This is a genomic window from Microbacterium sp. MDV22-iso44 (assembly GCF_058629135.1).
On the sequence record NZ_JBZVWS010000001.1, the window covers coordinates 1,025,700 to 1,042,051 of the forward strand.

The 16,352-nt window shown below is 71.9% G+C and carries 15 protein-coding genes; 7 read left to right on the forward strand and 8 right to left on the reverse strand.

Features of this window, described 5'->3' with window-relative positions; all coding sequences use genetic code 11:
* Window positions 1-68: 68 nt before the first annotated feature.
* A complete protein-coding gene (locus tag AC4NN1_RS05070; RefSeq protein ID WP_491954713.1) occupies window positions 69-1,967 on the forward strand; it encodes a chorismate-binding protein in 1,899 nt (632 codons plus the stop codon).
* Between the two features lie 9 nt (window positions 1,968-1,976).
* On the opposite strand, the gene AC4NN1_RS05075 is transcribed toward AC4NN1_RS05070, so the two are convergent.
* Entirely contained in the window at window positions 1,977-3,293 is a 1,317-nt protein-coding gene (locus AC4NN1_RS05075; RefSeq protein ID WP_491954714.1) for a M50 family metallopeptidase, read from the reverse strand.
* An 85-nt stretch (window positions 3,294-3,378) separates the two neighbouring features.
* Here AC4NN1_RS05075 and AC4NN1_RS05080 point away from each other — a divergent pair, with 85 nt between their 5' ends.
* The 3 genes from AC4NN1_RS05080 (at window position 3,379) to AC4NN1_RS05090 (ending at window position 6,356) form a co-directional block, all read left to right on the forward strand.
* Complete coding sequence (locus tag AC4NN1_RS05080) at window positions 3,379-3,963, forward strand: hypothetical protein (protein WP_491954715.1); 585 nt, start codon at window positions 3,379-3,381, stop codon at window positions 3,961-3,963.
* A 79-nt stretch (window positions 3,964-4,042) separates the two neighbouring features.
* Window positions 4,043-4,729, forward strand: coding sequence for a DUF1775 domain-containing protein (locus AC4NN1_RS05085; RefSeq protein WP_491954716.1), 687 nt, complete (start codon window positions 4,043-4,045; stop codon window positions 4,727-4,729).
* Between the two features lie 52 nt (window positions 4,730-4,781).
* Window positions 4,782-6,356 carry a Mur ligase family protein gene (locus AC4NN1_RS05090; protein ID WP_491954717.1) on the forward strand — a complete coding sequence of 525 codons (1,575 nt, stop codon included), beginning with the start codon at window positions 4,782-4,784 and terminating at the stop codon, window positions 6,354-6,356.
* 6 nt (window positions 6,357-6,362) lie between these two features.
* Here AC4NN1_RS05090 and dxr read toward each other — a convergent pair whose 3' ends face one another.
* Both dxr and AC4NN1_RS05100 read right to left on the reverse strand, forming a co-directional pair.
* Entirely contained in the window at window positions 6,363-7,445 is a 1,083-nt protein-coding gene (gene dxr / locus AC4NN1_RS05095; protein WP_491954718.1) for a 1-deoxy-D-xylulose-5-phosphate reductoisomerase, read from the reverse strand.
* A gap of 43 nt (window positions 7,446-7,488) precedes the next feature.
* Window positions 7,489-8,448, reverse strand: coding sequence for an FKBP-type peptidyl-prolyl cis-trans isomerase (locus AC4NN1_RS05100; RefSeq protein WP_018188615.1), 960 nt, complete (start codon window positions 8,446-8,448; stop codon window positions 7,489-7,491).
* Between the two features lie 144 nt (window positions 8,449-8,592).
* On the opposite strand from AC4NN1_RS05100, the gene AC4NN1_RS05105 reads away from it, so the two are divergent.
* On the forward strand, window positions 8,593-9,372 hold the full coding sequence (locus tag AC4NN1_RS05105) for a lysophospholipid acyltransferase family protein (protein ID WP_018188616.1): 780 nt from the start codon (window positions 8,593-8,595) through the stop codon (window positions 9,370-9,372).
* Between the two features lie 24 nt (window positions 9,373-9,396).
* On the opposite strand, the gene AC4NN1_RS05110 is transcribed toward AC4NN1_RS05105, so the two are convergent.
* On the reverse strand, window positions 9,397-9,882 hold the full coding sequence (locus AC4NN1_RS05110) for an OsmC family protein (protein ID WP_311857474.1): 486 nt from the start codon (window positions 9,880-9,882) through the stop codon (window positions 9,397-9,399).
* Between the two features lie 60 nt (window positions 9,883-9,942).
* Between AC4NN1_RS05110 and AC4NN1_RS05115 the strand changes: the two genes are divergently transcribed.
* On the forward strand, window positions 9,943-10,932 hold the full coding sequence (locus tag AC4NN1_RS05115) for an asparaginase (protein ID WP_020096832.1): 990 nt from the start codon (window positions 9,943-9,945) through the stop codon (window positions 10,930-10,932).
* Window positions 10,933-10,938: 6 nt separating this feature from the next.
* Here AC4NN1_RS05115 and AC4NN1_RS05120 read toward each other — a convergent pair whose 3' ends face one another.
* Together AC4NN1_RS05120 and AC4NN1_RS05125 are read right to left on the reverse strand one after the other, a co-directional pair.
* Window positions 10,939-13,677: an FtsK/SpoIIIE domain-containing protein gene (locus AC4NN1_RS05120; RefSeq protein ID WP_491954719.1), complete on the reverse strand. Its 2,739-nt coding sequence runs from the start codon at window positions 13,675-13,677 to the stop codon at window positions 10,939-10,941.
* 66 nt (window positions 13,678-13,743) lie between these two features.
* Window positions 13,744-14,562 carry a PP2C family protein-serine/threonine phosphatase gene (locus AC4NN1_RS05125; protein WP_491954720.1) on the reverse strand — a complete coding sequence of 273 codons (819 nt, stop codon included), beginning with the start codon at window positions 14,560-14,562 and terminating at the stop codon, window positions 13,744-13,746.
* A 175-nt stretch (window positions 14,563-14,737) separates the two neighbouring features.
* On the opposite strand from AC4NN1_RS05125, the gene AC4NN1_RS05130 reads away from it, so the two are divergent.
* Window positions 14,738-15,271: a DUF4870 domain-containing protein gene (locus AC4NN1_RS05130; protein ID WP_491954721.1), complete on the forward strand. Its 534-nt coding sequence runs from the start codon at window positions 14,738-14,740 to the stop codon at window positions 15,269-15,271.
* Here AC4NN1_RS05130 and AC4NN1_RS05135 read toward each other — a convergent pair.
* Window positions 15,261-16,025 (reverse strand): YaaA family protein, encoded by a 765-nt coding sequence (locus AC4NN1_RS05135; RefSeq protein ID WP_491954722.1) that lies wholly within the window; start codon window positions 16,023-16,025, stop codon window positions 15,261-15,263. The two genes, AC4NN1_RS05130 and AC4NN1_RS05135, sit on opposite strands and share 11 nt — an antisense overlap.
* Window positions 16,026-16,091: 66 nt before the next feature.
* Window positions 16,092-16,352 carry a F0F1 ATP synthase subunit epsilon gene (locus tag AC4NN1_RS05140; RefSeq protein WP_018188622.1) on the reverse strand — a complete coding sequence of 87 codons (261 nt, stop codon included), beginning with the start codon at window positions 16,350-16,352 and terminating at the stop codon, window positions 16,092-16,094.

A 16,352-nucleotide genomic window follows, 5' to 3' on the forward strand; every position in this document is an offset into this window, starting at 1 on the left:
CCGCCTGAGCTGAGAGCCCGGCGGTCGTTTCTCGTTTCACCGGCGACCGCCCCGAACGGAAGAACCCCATGTCCGGTAACGCCCCGATCCTCCTCGCCGACCTGGCCGCCCGCGGCATCCCCTTCGCCCTTCTCGCCCGCGACGGCGAGACCGTCGAGGTCCTCACGGGCGACGTGGTCGACGTCGCCCTCCTCGCCGACATCCCCCTCACCGATGCGACTGGTGCGGCGCGCGAGGTCCTCGCGCTCGTCCCCTTCCGCCAGGTCGTCGAGCGCGGCTTCGCCTGCCACGACGATGCCGCACCGTTGCGGTGCCTCGTCGTCGGCGAGCGTCACGCGCTTCCGCTGGACGATGCTCTCGCGCAGATGCCGACGGATCGCATCCCCCTCGAGGATGCCGGGTTCGACATCGACGACGAGGCCTACGCCGACATCGTCCGCCGCGTCATCGCCGACGAGATCGGTCGCGGCGAGGGCGCCAACTTCGTCATCCGCCGCGACTACGTCGCCGGCGTCGGCGGCGACCCGCTCACGGCCGGGCTGACCTGGTTCCGTGCGCTCCTGGAGCACGAGCGCGGCGCCTACTGGACCTTCCTCGTCTCGACGCCCGGCCACCTCGCCGTGGGCGCGAGCCCCGAAGCCCACGTCAGCGCCCAGGACGGCGTCGTCACGATGAACCCGATCTCGGGGACCTTCCGCCACCCGGCGGGCGGGGCCACGGCCGAGACCCTCACCGAGTTCCTCTCCTCCACGAAGGAGACGGAGGAGCTGTTCATGGTGGTCGACGAGGAACTGAAGATGATGTCGGCCGTCTGCAGCGACGGTGGCCGCATCACGGGGCCGCACCTCAAGGAGATGTCGCGTCTCACGCACACCGAGTACATGCTGCGCGGTACGAGCACGATGGACCCGCGCGACATCCTCCGCGAGACGATGTTCGCCCCCACGGTCACCGGCTCCCCCATGCAGAACGCGTGCACCGTCATCGCCCGGCACGAGCAGAGCCCGCGCGGGTACTACTCCGGTGTCGCGGCACTCTTCACGCCGCGCGCCGACGGAGGGCACGACCTCGACGCCCCCATCCTGATCCGCACCGCCTACGTCGTCGACGGCCGCCTGCGCGTCCCTGTCGGCGCGACGCTCGTGCGGCACTCCGACCCGCACGGCGAGGTCGGCGAGACGCATGGAAAGGCCGCCGGCGTCCTCGGCGCGATCGGGGCGATCCCGCGCGACGTCGTCGCGGCTCCTGCCGATGAGGACGCCCCCGCCGCATCGCGCCCGCTCGGCGACGATCCGGTGATCGCCGAGCTCCTCGCCTCGCGCAACGCGCGCCTGGCTGCTTTCTGGCTCAACCCGCAGGGCGAGCCCGCACGCGGGCCGTTCGCAGGGACGCGGGCCCTGGTGGTGGATGCCGAGGACCGCTTCACCACGATGCTCGCCCACCAGCTGCGCCACCTCGGTGTCGACGTGACGATCGCGCACTGGTCCGAGGCATCCCGTGACGCCGTCGACGCCGCGGACCTCGTCGTCTCCGGGCCCGGGCCCGGAGACCCCCGCGACATCGACAGCGAGCGGATCGCCCGCATCCGCGAGGTCGTCGCCGCGCGCCTCGACGCCGGAGCGCCGCTCCTCGCCGTGTGCCTCAGCCATCAGGTGCTCGCCGACCGTCTGGGTCTCGACCTGGCTCCGCTGGCCAGCCCTCACCAGGGACTGCAGAAGACGGTCGACGTGTTCGGAGCCGCGGCATCCATCGGCTTCTACAACACCTTCACCGCGCGCGTCGCCCCCGGCATCGACCACGTGGGTGCGACCGAGATCGCCGCCGATCCCGTCACGGGCGACGTGTACGCGCTGCGCGGGCCGGCGTACGCGTCGGTGCAGGGGCACCTCGAATCGATCCTGTCCCGCGACGGGCTCATCACGCTCGAGCGTCTCGTCGCCCACGCGCTCGGCACGACGGCGGCGTGACCGCCCGGCTCAGCCGAAGAGCTGCACCGGGTTGACGATGTCGGCCAGGATCAGCGTCCCGCTCATGAGGACCAGCGCGATCACCACGATGTAGGTGACCGGCACCAGCTTGGTCGCGTCGACCGGTCGCGGGGCACGCCGACCCGTCAGCCGCGACCAGACGCGCTTGAGGCCGTCCCACAGGGCGACCACGACGTGCCCGCCGTCGAGCGGCAGGAGCGGCACCAGGTTGAAGACGAACAGGGCGATGTTCAGCGAGCCCAGCAGGGCGAGCATGCCCGAGACACGGTTGAGGATCGGCGCCTCGGTGGCCGCGACCTCTCCCGCGAGACGGCCCGCACCGACGACCGACAGCGGGCCGTTCGGATCACGGCCCGCGCCCGTGAACGTGTCGACCGCGGTCTGGTAGACCCGCGCGGGCAGCTGCCAGATGATCCCGACGACGCGTCCGGTCTGCTCGAGGGCGGCCTGCGGGCCCTCCCAGATCGGCTGCGGCACGAAGCCGACCGTGGCCGACATCCCGACGAATCCGACCTCGGCGGTCTTCGTGGTCCCGTCGGCTGCCGCGACCTCGCGCGTCGCGAGGACGGGCGTGACCTGCAGCGACTCCCGCGCGCCGCCCCGTTCCACGACGATCGGGATGGTGGCATCCGGCGTCTTCTGGATGATGGCGGATGCCTCGGCGAAGGTGTCGACGGCAGTCCCGTCGACCGACACGATGACGTCTCCCGGGCGGATGCCGGCAGCGGCCGCCGGCGAGGCGGGATCACCCGCGGTGCACGACGTCTGGGACGTGCCGGCGGGGAGGACGCACTCGTTGACGGAGGCGATCGTGGTCGTGGCGGTCTGCACCCCGATCCCGGAGAACATGATGGCGAACAGGATGATCGCCAGGATGAGGTTCATCGCCGGGCCGCCGAGCATGATGATGACCCGCTTGTAGACCGGCAGGCGGTAGAAGGCGCGCTCGGCGCCGTCGCCCTGCAGCGTCTCGTCGTTGACACTGCGGGCGTCCTGGATCATCGTCTCGAACAGCCGACGACGGCGCGGCGGACGCCCCTCCGCCGCGGCCTTCTCGGCGGCCTCCGAGGGCGGGTACATGCCCGCCATCGAGATGTAGCCGCCGAGCGGCAGGAGCTTGAAGCCGTACTCGGTCTCGCCGACCCGGCGCGAGAAGACGGTCGGACCGAAGCCGATCATGTACTGGCCGACGCGGACGCCGAACGCCTTGGCGGGGGCGAGGTGGCCGACCTCGTGCAGGGCGATGGATACGGCGAGCCCGACCACCAGCACGACGACGCCGATGATGAATGCGAGAACGGTCACGAGCCCACACGCTACCCGTGCACGCTATGAACCGGCGATGACCTGCCTCGCCGCCGCCGACACCCGGCCGATCTAGGCTGGGAGGGTGATCCCCCGCCTCCTCGACTCGCGCCGCGTGCGGGTCGTCCGCGCAGGCGGGGCTTCGGCGGTCGCGACGCTCTCGGCGGCCACCGCCCACACCCTCGGCGGGGGGACCCCACCGGCCGCGTGGCTCGTGCTCACCGTCGCGTTGCTCGCCTGGCCCGTCGCCCTCGTGATCGTCGGCTCGCGCCCGTCCGCCCTCCGCACCGGTCTCGCTGTCGCCGCCGCGCAGGCGCTCCTCCACGGCGCGTTCGCGCTCGTCGGCGACACCGCCCCCAGCGCGGGCGCGCTCACGGGCCACCACCACGATCTCCTCGCCCTCGGACCGGTCGCCGGTTCCGCCATGACCCCGGACGGGTCGATGCTCGCCGGTCACGTCGCGGCGGCGATCCTCACCGCCGTGGCGGTCTGTCACGGCGAGCGGATGCTGCGCGCCGTGGCCCGCGGCATCCGCTCCCTCCTGCGACCCACCGTCCTGCCCCTTCTGCCGCTCGCCCCGGTCGCACCGGCCGTGGCCGCCGCCCTTCCGGAGCGTTTGCGCCCGCGACTGCTCCTCGCCGATCTCTCCCGCCGCGGCCCTCCCCGCTGAGCCGGCCGCTCCCGCAGCGGCACGACGCTCACCATCCACCCGCGGACACCAGTCCGCACCTTTCAGGGAGACCTCGCTCATGACCCTTCGTCCCGCGCGCCGTTCGGCGCTCACCCTCACCGGCCTCGCCCTCGGCGGCGCCCTCGTGCTCGCCGCTCCGCTGGCGGCATCCGCTCACGTCCACGTCCACTCCGACGATGCCTCCGCCGGCGCGACGTCGCGGCTGGAGTTCTCGTTCAGCCACGGCTGCGACGGCGCGGCGACCTCCGCGCTCGTCTTCGACATCCCCGAGGGCGTCGACAACGTCACGCCCGTCGTCGACGGCGTGTGGAAGGTCAGCCGCGTCCTCGGGCAGAACAACGCGCCCACCCAGCTGACCTACACCGCGGTCACCCCGATCGAAGATGGCTTCGCGGCTTCGGCATCCTTCGACGCGCTCTTCTCGTCGAAGGTCGGCGACACCGACATCGCCTTCCCCGTGACGCAGAAGTGCGTGACCGGGCAGACCGACTGGAACCAGATCGCGAAGGACGGCGAGGACCCCGAGACGCTCGAGTCGCCCGCCCCGGTCGTGGCGGTCGCGCCCGCGTCGGCGGCGACCGCGTCGGACCACGACGACGACGGCGACCACGACGAGCACGCGGCCGCGGCTCCCGCGGCGGCCGAGACCTCCACCGAACCGATCGCGACGTGGCTCGGCGGTGGTGCGCTCATCCTGGGCGCCGCCGCACTCGTCGTGGCGATCCTCAACCGCCGCCGGGCCTGACGCGCGTCCGGACCCGAGCCGGTCGGAGGCCGGGTGCGATGATGGAGGGACCATGCAGAACCCCTCCGCTTTGCCACCCGTCCTCCGGCCGTCGGATCCCCCGACCGTGCCCCTCGTCGACGTCGCAGCCCACCTGGGCATCGCGGCACGGGACGACCTCGACGGTGTCTTCGCCCGCGGAGTGACCCTCGCCACGGCCGACCTCCGCGCCGGCGAGCTGTTCGTCGCCGTCCGCGGCGTCCACCGCCACGGCGCCGAGTTCGCGCCCGACGCGATCGCGAAGGGCGCCGTCGCCGTCGTGACGGATGCCGACGGTGCCGCCCTGCTCGCCGGCGCGGACGTCCCCGTCCTGGTGGTCGACGACCCGCGGGCGGTCCTCGGCGACCTGTCCGCCCTCGTCTACGGGACGGGAGCGGATGCCGCTCTCCCCCCGCTCCTGGCCGTCACCGGCACCAACGGCAAGACCAGCGTCACCCACCTCATGGAGGGGATGCTGCAGGGGCTCGGCGTCGTGACGGGGCTGTCCTCGACGGCCGAGCGGCACATCGCCGGCGAGGTGATCCCGTCGCGGCTGACGACCCCCGAGGCATCCGAGATGCATGCCCTCATCGGGCTCATGCGCGAGCGGAACGTCGACGCGATCCTCGTCGAGGTGAGCGCCCAGGCCCTCACCCGTCACCGAGTGGACGGGCTGCACTTCGATGTGGCCGGATTCACCAACCTGTCGCACGATCACCTCGACGACTACCGCGACATGGCCGAGTACCTCGCCGCCAAGGCCGCCCTCTTCACGCCCGCACGCGCGCGGCGGGCCGTGATCTGCGTCGATCAGCCGTCGGGCGTCGAGATCGCGGCGACCGCGGACATCCCGGTGACGACGGTCGTCACGCCGGCGATCGCGGAAGATCCGTCCGTCTCCGCCGACTGGAGGGTCGAGATCGTGTCGGAGACCCCCACGGGCACGACGTTCACGCTCGCGGGACCTGCCGGCCGGCTCACGACGACCGTCCCCGTCATCGGCCCGCACATGGCCTCGAACGCGGGACTCGCGATCGTGATGCTGCTCGAGGCGGGGTGGCAGTGGTCCGCACTCGTCGACCTCATCGACGGGGAGCGCATCGACGCCCACCTGCCCGGCCGCATCCAGCGCCTGTCGGGCGACCGGGGGCCGGCGCTGTACCTCGACTTCGGCCACTCCCCCGACGCGTTCGCCAAGACCCTCGACGCCGTGCGACGCGTCACACCCGGGCGCGTGATCATGGTGTGCGGCGCGAACGGCGATCGCGACACGACCAAGCGCGCCGACATGGGCGCGGCCGCGGCGCTCGGGAGCGACATCCTCGTCGTCACCGACCAGCATCCCCGCTCCGAGGATCCGGCGACGATCCGTCGCGCACTGATCGACGGTGCCCGCGCGTCGCGGCCCGATGCGGTCATCCACGAGGTCACCCCGCCCGAGGACGCGATCGCCGCCGCCGTCTCGCTCGCGGGAGACGGCGACGCGATCCTCTGGGCAGGACCCGGCCACCAGCACTATCGCGAGATCGCCGGCATCCGCACCCCGTTCGACGCGGTCGGAGCCGCGCAGGACGCGCTGCGTCGCGGCGGCTGGCCCGTCCCCGACTGACGCGGCTCAGCGCGCGGCGATGAGCCGGTCCGCCGTGTCGCGGGCCCACTGCTCGGCGGCGGCGAGCGACTCCCGAGTCAGTTCGCTCGGGCGCTCGTGCGCGTCGACGACCCGCGCGACGGTCTCCACGATCCCGAGGAACGGCAGGGCGCCCTCGTGGAAGGCGTCGACGGCCTGCTCGTTCGCGGCGTTGAACACGGCCGGATACGTGTCGCCGGCCACACCGACCTGCTTGGCGAGCGCGACGCTCGGGAAGGCATCCTCGTCGAGCGGCTCGAACGTCCAGGTCGACGCGGTCGTCCAGTCCAGCGGCTCCCCGACCCCGGCGACCCGGTGCGGCCAGTCGAGCGACAGCGAGATCGGCAGACGCATGTCGGGCGGGGACGCCTGGACGATCGTCGACCCGTCGACGAACTCGACCATCGAGTGGACGATGGACTGCGGGTGGACCGTGACGTCGATCCGGTCGTACGGGATGCCGAAGAGCAGGTGCGCCTCGATCACCTCGAGTCCCTTGTTGACGAGGGTCGCGGAGTTCGTCGTGACGACGCGGCCCATGTCCCACGTCGGGTGAGCGAGCGCTTCGCGCGGTGTGACGTCCTGCAACCGGTCGCGGGAGCGACCACGGAAGGGGCCGCCCGACGCGGTGAGGACGAGACGTCGCACCTCGGCCGCATCCCCCGCCCGCAGGCACTGCGCGATGGCGGAGTGCTCGGAGTCGACGGGGACGATCTGGCCCGGTGCCGCGAGCTTCGTCACGAGCGGCCCGCCCACGATGAGCGACTCCTTGTTGGCGAGGGCGAGGACCGCTCCGGATTCGAGGGCCGCGAGGGTCGGACCGAGACCGACGGAACCCGTGATGCCGTTGATGACCACGTCGGCCTCGACGCTGCGTACCAGGCGTTCGGCGTCGACCGCGCCGAGCGCGGTCTCGGTGACCCCGAACTCGTCGGCCTGCGCCTGCATCCCGTCGCGGTCACGACCCGCGGCGAGGCCGACGACTTCGAACCGGTCGCGGTTCGCGCGGATGACGTCGAGCGCCTGCGTCCCGATCGAACCGGTCGAGCCCAGGATCAGGATGCGTCGCATGGCCTTCACCCTACCGGCGGGCGCCGAAGCGCCCGCCGCGGGGTCATTCGGTTGCGGCGCCGGCGGTCGCCGACTGCGCTCCGAGGATGTCGACGACGAAGACCAGCGTCTCGCCCTTCAGGTCGGCCTCGTTGATCTTGCCCTCGCCGTATCCCTCGGCGGGCGGGATGACGACGAGCACCTGCGATCCGACGGTCTGACCCTCGAGCGCCTTCTGGAAGCCCTTGACGACCTGGGTCGTGGTGAGGGTCGCCGGAGTGTTCTTCTCCCAGGTGGAGTCGAACGTCTTGCCGTCCGACCAGCGCACGCCCGTGTACTGGATGAGCGTGTAGTCGCCCTGCTGGACCTTGTAGCCGTCGCCCTTCTTCAGGGTCGCGACCTCCGTCGCAGTGGGCGGGTCCTGGCCTTCGGGGATCGTGATGGTCGGGGCGCCGTTGTCGGCGAGCTTCACCTTCGGGAGTCCCGCGGGTTCGGCCTGGGGCTCGCCCCACGCTGCGGTCGGCACGGTGCCGAGCAGGTCGAGGACGTAGACCTCGGACTGGGCGGTGTCGCTCGCGGGGAAGGCGGCGACGACGCGCTCGCCGATCTTGCCGCACCCGAAGACCTGTCCGAGGACAGTTGCGGCCGACAGCTGCGAAGGCAGGAACTCGCCCGGCTTGTAGCCGACCGTCGCGAGCTCTTCGCCCGTCTTGGCGTTGTAGGCCGTCATCGCATACGAGACGAAGTCGCCCGGCTTGACGGCGTCGCCCGTGCCCTCGTCCAGGACGCTCACCTGCAGCGCCTTGGGCTCGAGCGGCTTCTCGAACGTCGCCTTGGACGGCTTGCCGACCTCGCCGTCGACCTTGACGGAATCGGATGCCTTGCCCGGCTTGGCTTGCGCGGCGCAGAGATCGGCAGCCGCCGTTCCGGTGGGCTGCGCGGTGCCCTGGCCGGATGCGCACCCGGCCAGCAGGAGGACGGCCACGGCAGCGGCGGAAAGGGCGGCGATGGGACGAAGACGCACGAAAGAACCTCACAGAGATACGGGGTGTCCGTCCATACTCCCCCATGATCTTTTGTCCGGGGTGTGAGTCGGGCGCCGAATCCGGCCGCGACCTGCTGCTCCGTCATGTCCTGACGCGTATGGGTTTGGCAGTACCCTCTTCTGGTGACCGAAGCGCAGACTCCCCCCGAGCCCTCTGCCGAGTCATCTGTCGATGAACTCGCGCGCGCCGGGGCCCTCTACTACCTGGTCCGCTGGGGTTTCGGTCCCCTGGCTCGACTCATCTACCGGCCGCGGATCGAGGGTGTCGGGAACATCCCGCGCACGGGTCCCATCATCCTGGCCAGCAATCACCTGAGCTTCATCGACTCTTTCGTGCTCCCGTTGTTCGCGCCGCGCCCCGTGTACTTCCTCGCCAAGTCGAGCTACTTCGACGGCACCGGCCTGAAGGGCTGGTTCAGCAACCGGTTCTTCCGCGCCCTCGGCGCGACGCCCGTTCAGCGCGGTGCCGGCCAGGCCGCCCTCGATGCGCTCGATCAGCAGCGCCGCATCCTCCAGTCCGGGAAGGCCATCGCGCTTTACCCCGAGGGGACGCGGTCGTTGGACGGGCGTCTGTACAAGGGCCGCACCGGCGTCGCCTTCCTCGCTCTCGAGACGGGCGCCCCCGTCGTGCCCGTCGGCATCGTCGGCACGAACGCGGCGATGCCCGTCGGCGCCAAGTGGCCGCGCCTGTCCCCCCGGGTCACCATCCGGTACGGCGAACCCATCGACCTCTCCCACCACGGCGCGGCATCCTCCGGTCGCGCCCGCCGTCAGGCGACGGACGACATCATGACCGCGATCCACGCGCTCTCCGGTCAGGAACTGGCCGGAGCGTACAACGAGGTCCCCGCGCAGAACCCGGTCGAGCGGCTCAAACAGGTGCTCCCGCACGAGCGACGCTGAGCGGGACCGGTCGGCGCAGCCGGGTCAGGACTCGTGAGGTGCGGCAGCAGTCACCGTCGCCTCGTGATGCACGGGGAAGTTCACGGAATTCGCGATGAAGCACCATTCGCGTGCCTGCCGGTGCGCCGCCTCCGCCGCGGGGATCATCGCAGGGTCGGCGACCGTGACCCGCGGGTGCAGGGTCACTTCGCGGAACGCTCCCCCGCCCTTCCCGTCGAGCACCATCGTCCCGGCCGCGTCGTCCTCGTAGGACGTGACCACGACGCCCGCCGTCACGCACGCGTGCAGGTACGAGAGCAGGTGGCACTCGGACAGCGCCGCGAGCAGGAGGTCCTCGGGGTTCCAGCGCGTCGGGTCCCCGCGGAACGGCCTGTCGCTCGAGCCCAAGAGGTCGGGCTTCCCCTCGACGCGGAGGGTGACGGCCCGGTCGTAGTCGCGGTACCCGCTCGTCCCGGTACCGCGGTCGCCGGTCCACAGGGTGCTCACTCGGTAGTGGTGTTCGTCGCGCACACCGCCAGTCTCGCACCTTCGGACGGCGGTGGCCCCGAGCCCGCTGGGTAGGCTGAACGGGTGCCTGAGACCTTCGCTGTGACGGATGCCGTCGAACTCGCCGTCGTCGAACGCAGCGGATTCGTGGAATCCCGTCACGCGGGATCGGCGATCGTGCTGGATCCGGACGGCGTCGTCGTGTCGACACTGGGCGCGGTGGAGGCGCCGATCCTCCCCCGCTCGTCCCTCAAGCCGATGCAGGCGCTGGCGAGCGTCTCGGCAGGAGCCGCGCTCGAAGGCGCTCATCTCGCCGTGGCCACGGCCAGCCACTCGGGGACAGACCGTCACGTCGCGCTCGTGACGGACATCCTGAACGCCGCCGGCGTCGGCGAGGACGCGCTCCTGTGCCCGCCGGCCTGGCCCGGGGATGCGGCAGCGCGCGACGAGATGACCCGAGAGCTCATCGGCCCGCAGCGCGTACGGATGAACTGCTCGGGAAAGCACGCGGCGATGCTGTTGGCCTGCCACGCGAACGGGTGGGACATGGCCACGTACCTCGAGCCGCAGCATCCGCTGCAGGTCCACACGCGCGAGGTGGTCGAGCGCCTCACCGGCACGAAGATCACGGCGACGGCGGTGGACGGATGCGGCGCCCCGGTGCACGCGATGACGCTCGCCGCACTGGCGCGCGCGATCCATCGCATCGGGGCGTCTTCGGAGCGCTCGCCCTTCGCCCTGCACCGGAGCGCCGGCATGCTGGTGCGCGCCGTCCGCGAGCACCCGTGGGTGATCCAGGGCCCGGGGCTGCCGGACTCGATCGTGACCGAGCGGCTCGGCGTGTTCGCCAAGCACGGTGCCGAAGGGGTCATGGCGATGGTCGCCCCCGACGGCACCACGGTCGTCCTCAAGATCCTCGACGGGAGCAACCGGGCGGGTGTCGTCACCGCCCTCACCCTGCTCGTGCGGGCGGGGGCGTTGCAGGCGGCCGACGTCGCCCGCACCCTGGGCGATCTGCCGCTGACGGTGACCGGCGGCGGCCGCGATGTCGGGGTCATCCGACCCACCGTCTGAGCCCTGTCAGCCGGCCCCCTCCCCCTCACCGGCGAGCAGCACTCGGCGCACGGGCCGGTCGGGAGAGTGCACCCAGGCCCGCGACGCCCCCGGGACGGCGAACGGCGGCAGGTCACGCGTACCGACGAGCGACCGGTACTCGGCGGCGCACGCGGCATCGATGACGAGGTCGCCGTCGGCACGCGCTGCCGCGAGCAGGCGCCACTGTGCGAGCCAGGCGTCCGGTGATCCGATCACGACACCGCCGCGGGCCAGGCGAGCCTCGCCGTCGACCGAATCGACCCGGATCCCCATCCGCTCCCACGCCTCCGTCAACCGACGCGATCGTGGCCCCGCGGGCACCACCACCGCTGCGGGACGCCGGCCGGGCTGCCACACCGGCGGCCCCTCGCTGGGCCCGTGCAACGGCAGCTCACCGGCATCCACCACCTGGACGAGCGTGCGACCGAGCCTTCCGCGTCCGGGTGGCGGGTCCACGACGAAGTCGGCCGATTCCCCTCCCGCCGCGACATGGTCGGCGCGGGATGCCGTTGCCAGGATGAGCCGCCGAGGCACGAGCTCGAGGATCCGCCCCACGCCGCCGCCGACGCGCTGCGTCGTCAGCACGATCCGGATGCCGCGCGCCCGGGCCGCGCGCAGCGCACTCTCCAGTGCCTCCGCCGCGACGGCGCCGTACTCCCCCGGCAGGTCCGACAGCACCGCGTCGAGGTCGTCGACGAGGAGCGTCGTGCCGGCCGGCATCCCCTCGATACCGGTGAGGGTGTCCCACGCTCCCTCGGGGTCCGGCGGCACCACCCGCACGGTCGACTGCGCGGCGACGGCGCGCAGGACGCCGGTCCTGCCGCTGCCGGGGCCGCCGATGACCACCAGGGCGGGATCCTCCCAGATGACCTCGCGCTGGCGCTGCTGCTCGGGCTCGTCGGCGACGCCGAGCAGCACCCCGTCCCGGCCCGGCGACGGCGACAGCGGAATCCGCTCGGGGAGCGCGGGAAGCCACGGGCGCCGCGCACGGTCACCACGACGGCTCTCGACCGTCTCGGCGATGACTGCGCCGTCGCACAAGGCTACCCGGACCGCCTGCGGCGCCGTGTCGCGGCTGCGGCGGACGAGTGCGGTGCCGCGCGCCTCGGGCCGCCCGGAGAGTCGACAGGCGTCGTCGACGCCCAGCACGGCGCGCGAGTCGGATCCGTCAGCCACCCGGAGCGCGATGCGGAGCGGCGCGTTGGCGAGGACCGCATCCCGGAAGACACCGTTCGCCCGCTGCGCCGCGAGGATCAGATGGATGCCGAGCGCCCGGCCGCGCGCCGCGAGGTCGCCGAACACATCGTGGAGGACGGGATGCGCAGCGACGAGCGCCGCGTATTCGTCGACGACGATCACGAGGCGGCCGAGCGCGTCGCCCGCTTCGTCGATGTCGCGGGCGCCTCGCGCGGCGAGGGTCCGCTCCCGATACCTCACCTCGGCGCGGAGGCTCTCGATCGCGCGGACGGTCGTCGGCTCGTCGAGGTCGGTCAGGACCCCCGTCACGTGCGGCAGCGACGCGAGATGGTCGAACGTCCTCCCTCCCTTGAAGTCGACGAGGAGGAGCCCCACCTGCGAAGCCGTGTGCGCGGCGCACAACGACACCACCCACGATGTGAGGAGCTCGCTCTTGCCCGCTCCGGTCATCCCGATGACGACGGCGTGCGGACCGTCATGGACCAGGTCGATCGGGAACACGGCACCGCCGGCCGCGGCGAAGGCTGCGGGAAGCGACCCCGGCCCCGCCGCGGGGGCGCTGCGCATCGCGTCGCGGAGCGTGATCGGCAGGTCGACCGTGTTCCCCAGTGCTCGGGTCGCCCGCTCGGACAGCAGCTCCGCCGCCCGTGCCGCCTGGTGCTCCGACACGACCTCGACGGTCACGTCGCGGGATCGACCGTCGAGGTCGAGGCGTGCCGTCGTGGGGCCGGTGAGCCTGAGGACCGCCCCGCACCGCGGGGGCGGCGGGGCGCCTTCGGGGACGACGACGAGCGGGACGTCGACATCGCCGCCCACCAGACCTCCCTCTTCCAGAATCTGGAGGAGGGGTCCCACCACCGCGGCGCGGTGGGGAGCGGCATCCGTCCACGCCGGCCCGCCGTCGCCCAGCCGCACCCGACCGGGAGCCAGGCACAGGAGGATCTGCAGGGCGAGGGCGCGCGTCACGGCCGCCGCCAGTCGGGGCGGTCCGATGACGGCGACCCCGGTCGTCAGGGGGATCGGCACCGGGACGTCGCTGAGGACGCCGGCGCTGCGACGCAGCGCGGTCGCCGCGTCATCACCGTCGCCGCCCGTGACGCGGAGAGCGCTGGCGTCATCACCGGACCCGACGACCAGCATGGCCTCGCGTTCGGCCACGGAGCGCCAGATCGATTCGGGCCTCGCGAGGAACCGTTGAACGTCCGGATGCGTCGCCCACCGCTGCTCGCGTTCGTCCTCGTGTCTGCGGGCCACCTCGACCTCGGCCTGCGCGAGCTCGCGCCTGAGGGCTGCGGCATCCTTCTTCGCGGTCCGCCTCGACGTGCGCGCGGCGTCCGCGACCGAGGCCACCGCGATCAGGGGTCCGAGCGCTGCGAACAGGAGGGCGTAGGCCGATCCCGTCACCGCCCAGAGGACGACCGCGCCGATGACCGGCACGACGGCGGTCATCAGGGGAAGCGGCGGACGCGGTGTCGGCGCGGGTCGACGCGGGAGGGTCAGCGGGTCATCGGGAGCGAGAGTGGACACGCATCCACTCTCGTCAGACGACACCACCCGCAGACGCGGGAGACGACGGCCTGTGGAGGGAATCCGTCAGGAGGCGACCGGGGAGGAGATCTCGACGGTCGCGGTGTCGTCGTCCGCCGAGAGGAACCGCGCACCCACGACGATGATCGAGACGTTGTCGCGGCCGCCGTTCTCGAGCGCGGCTTCGAGCATCGCGTCGACTGCGGCGGCCGGATCGTGGTGCTGCAGAAGGAAGTGGAGGATGCCGTAGTCGGTGAGTTCTTTGGTCAGCCCGTCGCTGCAGACGACGAAGCGATCGCCGTCGACAACCTCGAGACGGACGTAGTCGGGCACGACACCGTCGCTCGGTCCCACGGCGCGGGTGATGACGTTCCCGTAGGGGTGGTTCTCGGCCTCTTCGGGGCTGAGGCGACCTGCGGCGATGAGTTCCTGGACCACCGAGTGGTCGGTCGTCACCTGAGCGAGGGCGGCGTCGCGGAGGAGATACACGCGCGAGTCGCCGATGTTGAGAGTCACCCAGGTCGGCTCGTCACCCGTGAGGTCGAGGTAGACGCCGGTCACGGTCGTGCCGGTGCCGTCGTCCGTCGTCTCGGAATGCGACGCGATGTCATCGACCGCGCGCTCGAGAGCGTCCTCGATCACTTCGGGAGAGACGGTTCCACGATCGACCGCGGCCGACAGTCGCTCGACGGTCCGAGAGCTCGCGATCTCGCCGCCGATGTGACCGCCCATGCCGTCTGCGACGACGAAGAGGGGGAACGCGGAGAGGACGGCGTCCTGGTTGTTCTCGCGTCGCCGGCCCTGGTGGGTGACCTCGGCCCAGCGCACCTCGACGGAACCCGTGCCGGTGGTGACGACGCGGGATGAGGTGACGACTTCGGGCACGCTCCGCCTTCTTTCCTGATCGGTGCAGCGTCTTCACACTCTAGTGGACACCACCCCCGTCATCTCGCGGCACAAGCCGTTGCCCTGCACTGGTGGAGGGCACTACGGTTTCGCTGAACCGGCGCACGCGCGCCGGACGCCGCGCCCGCGGCGACCCCGACAGGAGGACACAGCGATGTCAGATCCGAATCCCCCGCAGAACGGCGGGCCCACTCCTCCCGCTGGCGGTCCGACGCCGCCCCCCGGGCAGGCGCCCAACGACCACCCGGCACCGCCGCAGCAGCCCTACTCACCGCCACCGCAGCAGCCCTACGGGCAGCAGCCTCCGTCGCAGCCCTACGCCCAGCCGGCGCCCTCGGGTCCGCTTCCGCCCGACCAGGACAAGCAGTGGGCATCCTTCGCGCACTTCGGCGGCGTCATCGGATTCGTTCCCGCCCTCGTCATCTGGCTGATCTTCAAGGACCGGGGACCCCGGACGAACGCCGAAGGCAAAGAAGCGCTCAACTGGCAGATCACGTTCACGATCGCGATGGTGGCGGCCTGGATCCTCACCGTCGTCCTGAGCTGGGTTCCGATCCTCAATCTGCTGATCGGGCTTCTCCCCGCCGCCGTCTGGGTCGTGAACATCGTGTTCTCGATCCTCGGCGGCGTGCGCGTCAACGCCGGCGGAAGCTACCGCTATCCGGTCACGCTCCGCCTCATCTCGTAACGGGAGGCACGACGAGCTCCAGCTCGCCGGCCGCCGATGGGCGCAGGACGATCCCCTCGTCCTGCGCCCATCGCATGAGCCCGGCCGCATCCGTGATGTCGGGCCGGGTCGAGGCGAGGCGGCGGACCAGCTCCCCCTTCGCGTGCTTGTTGAAATGGTTGAGCGCGCGGACAGCGCCGTCGGGCCCCTCGGAGACGACCCGCACGTAGGCCTGCGGGACCTCCGCCGGGACGGGCCCCAACGCGACGTACGCCTCCGACCGCAGGTCGAGCACGAACGACGGCGCCGCAGCCGCGATCGCGGCACCGACGGCATCCGCCCACACCGATCTCATCGACGGCAGACCGGGGAGGCGGATGCCGGCACCCAGCCGGTATGCCGGAAGCGGGTCGAGTGCCCCCACGACGCCGAAGGGCGCCGAGTGGATCGCGACACGGGTCCGCAGCCACTCCCGGGCCGCGTCATCCAGGGTCGACGCGTCGAGGGCGTCGAACAGCACGCCGGTGTACCGGTCCGCGGCGGGGACCGTGGGCGAGGTCCGGAGCGCGGCGTTCACGGCGACCTCCCCCCGCTGCCGGGCGGACAACTTGAGCACCCGGGCCGCGGTGTCCTCGTCGTCACTCAGCGCGACGAGCGCATCGACCACCCGATCGCGTTCGGCGCGGAGGCCCGGGAACGAGAGAGCGTCCGCATGCCACGGCGGTCCGTCGCCGCCGGGGCGCTTCGTCTCGGATGGCGGGAGCAGGATCAGCACGACGCGACCTCCAGGGAAAAGCGCAGCGCCGCCCGGCGAACCGGGCGGCGCTGCGTGAAAGGGGTGTCAGGACTGCAGGGCTGCGTTCCCGGCCACGATGGTGAGCTCGTCGTTCTCCATCGAGAGGAAACCGTCCTCCGCCGTCGCGACGATCTTCTCGCCGTTCGACTGCGTGATGCGGACCTGTCCTTCGGCGAGGATCGCGAGCACGGGCTCGTGACCGGCCATGAAGCCGATCTCGCCCTCGACCGTCTTGGCCACGACGAGGCTCGCCTCGCCGTGCCAGACCTCCGCCTCAGCGGAGACGAGGGTGACGGTCAGCGCCAT

Excerpts from the sequence above, each read along its gene's own strand:
- AC4NN1_RS05085 (WP_491954716.1), top strand. The coding sequence starts at position 4,043 with ATGACCCTTCGTCCCGCGCGCCGTTCGGCGCTCACCCTCACCGGCCTC.
- AC4NN1_RS05090 (WP_491954717.1), top strand. The coding sequence starts at position 4,782 with ATGCAGAACCCCTCCGCTTTGCCACCCGTCCTCCGGCCGTCGGATCCC.
- AC4NN1_RS05140 (WP_018188622.1), bottom strand. The coding sequence starts at position 16,352 with ATGGCGCTGACCGTCACCCTCGTCTCCGCTGAGGCGGAGGTCTGGCAC.
- dxr (WP_491954718.1), bottom strand. The coding sequence starts at position 7,445 with ATGCGACGCATCCTGATCCTGGGCTCGACCGGTTCGATCGGGACGCAG.
- AC4NN1_RS05130 (WP_491954721.1), top strand. The coding sequence starts at position 14,738 with ATGTCAGATCCGAATCCCCCGCAGAACGGCGGGCCCACTCCTCCCGCT.
- AC4NN1_RS05070 (WP_491954713.1), top strand. The coding sequence starts at position 69 with ATGTCCGGTAACGCCCCGATCCTCCTCGCCGACCTGGCCGCCCGCGGC.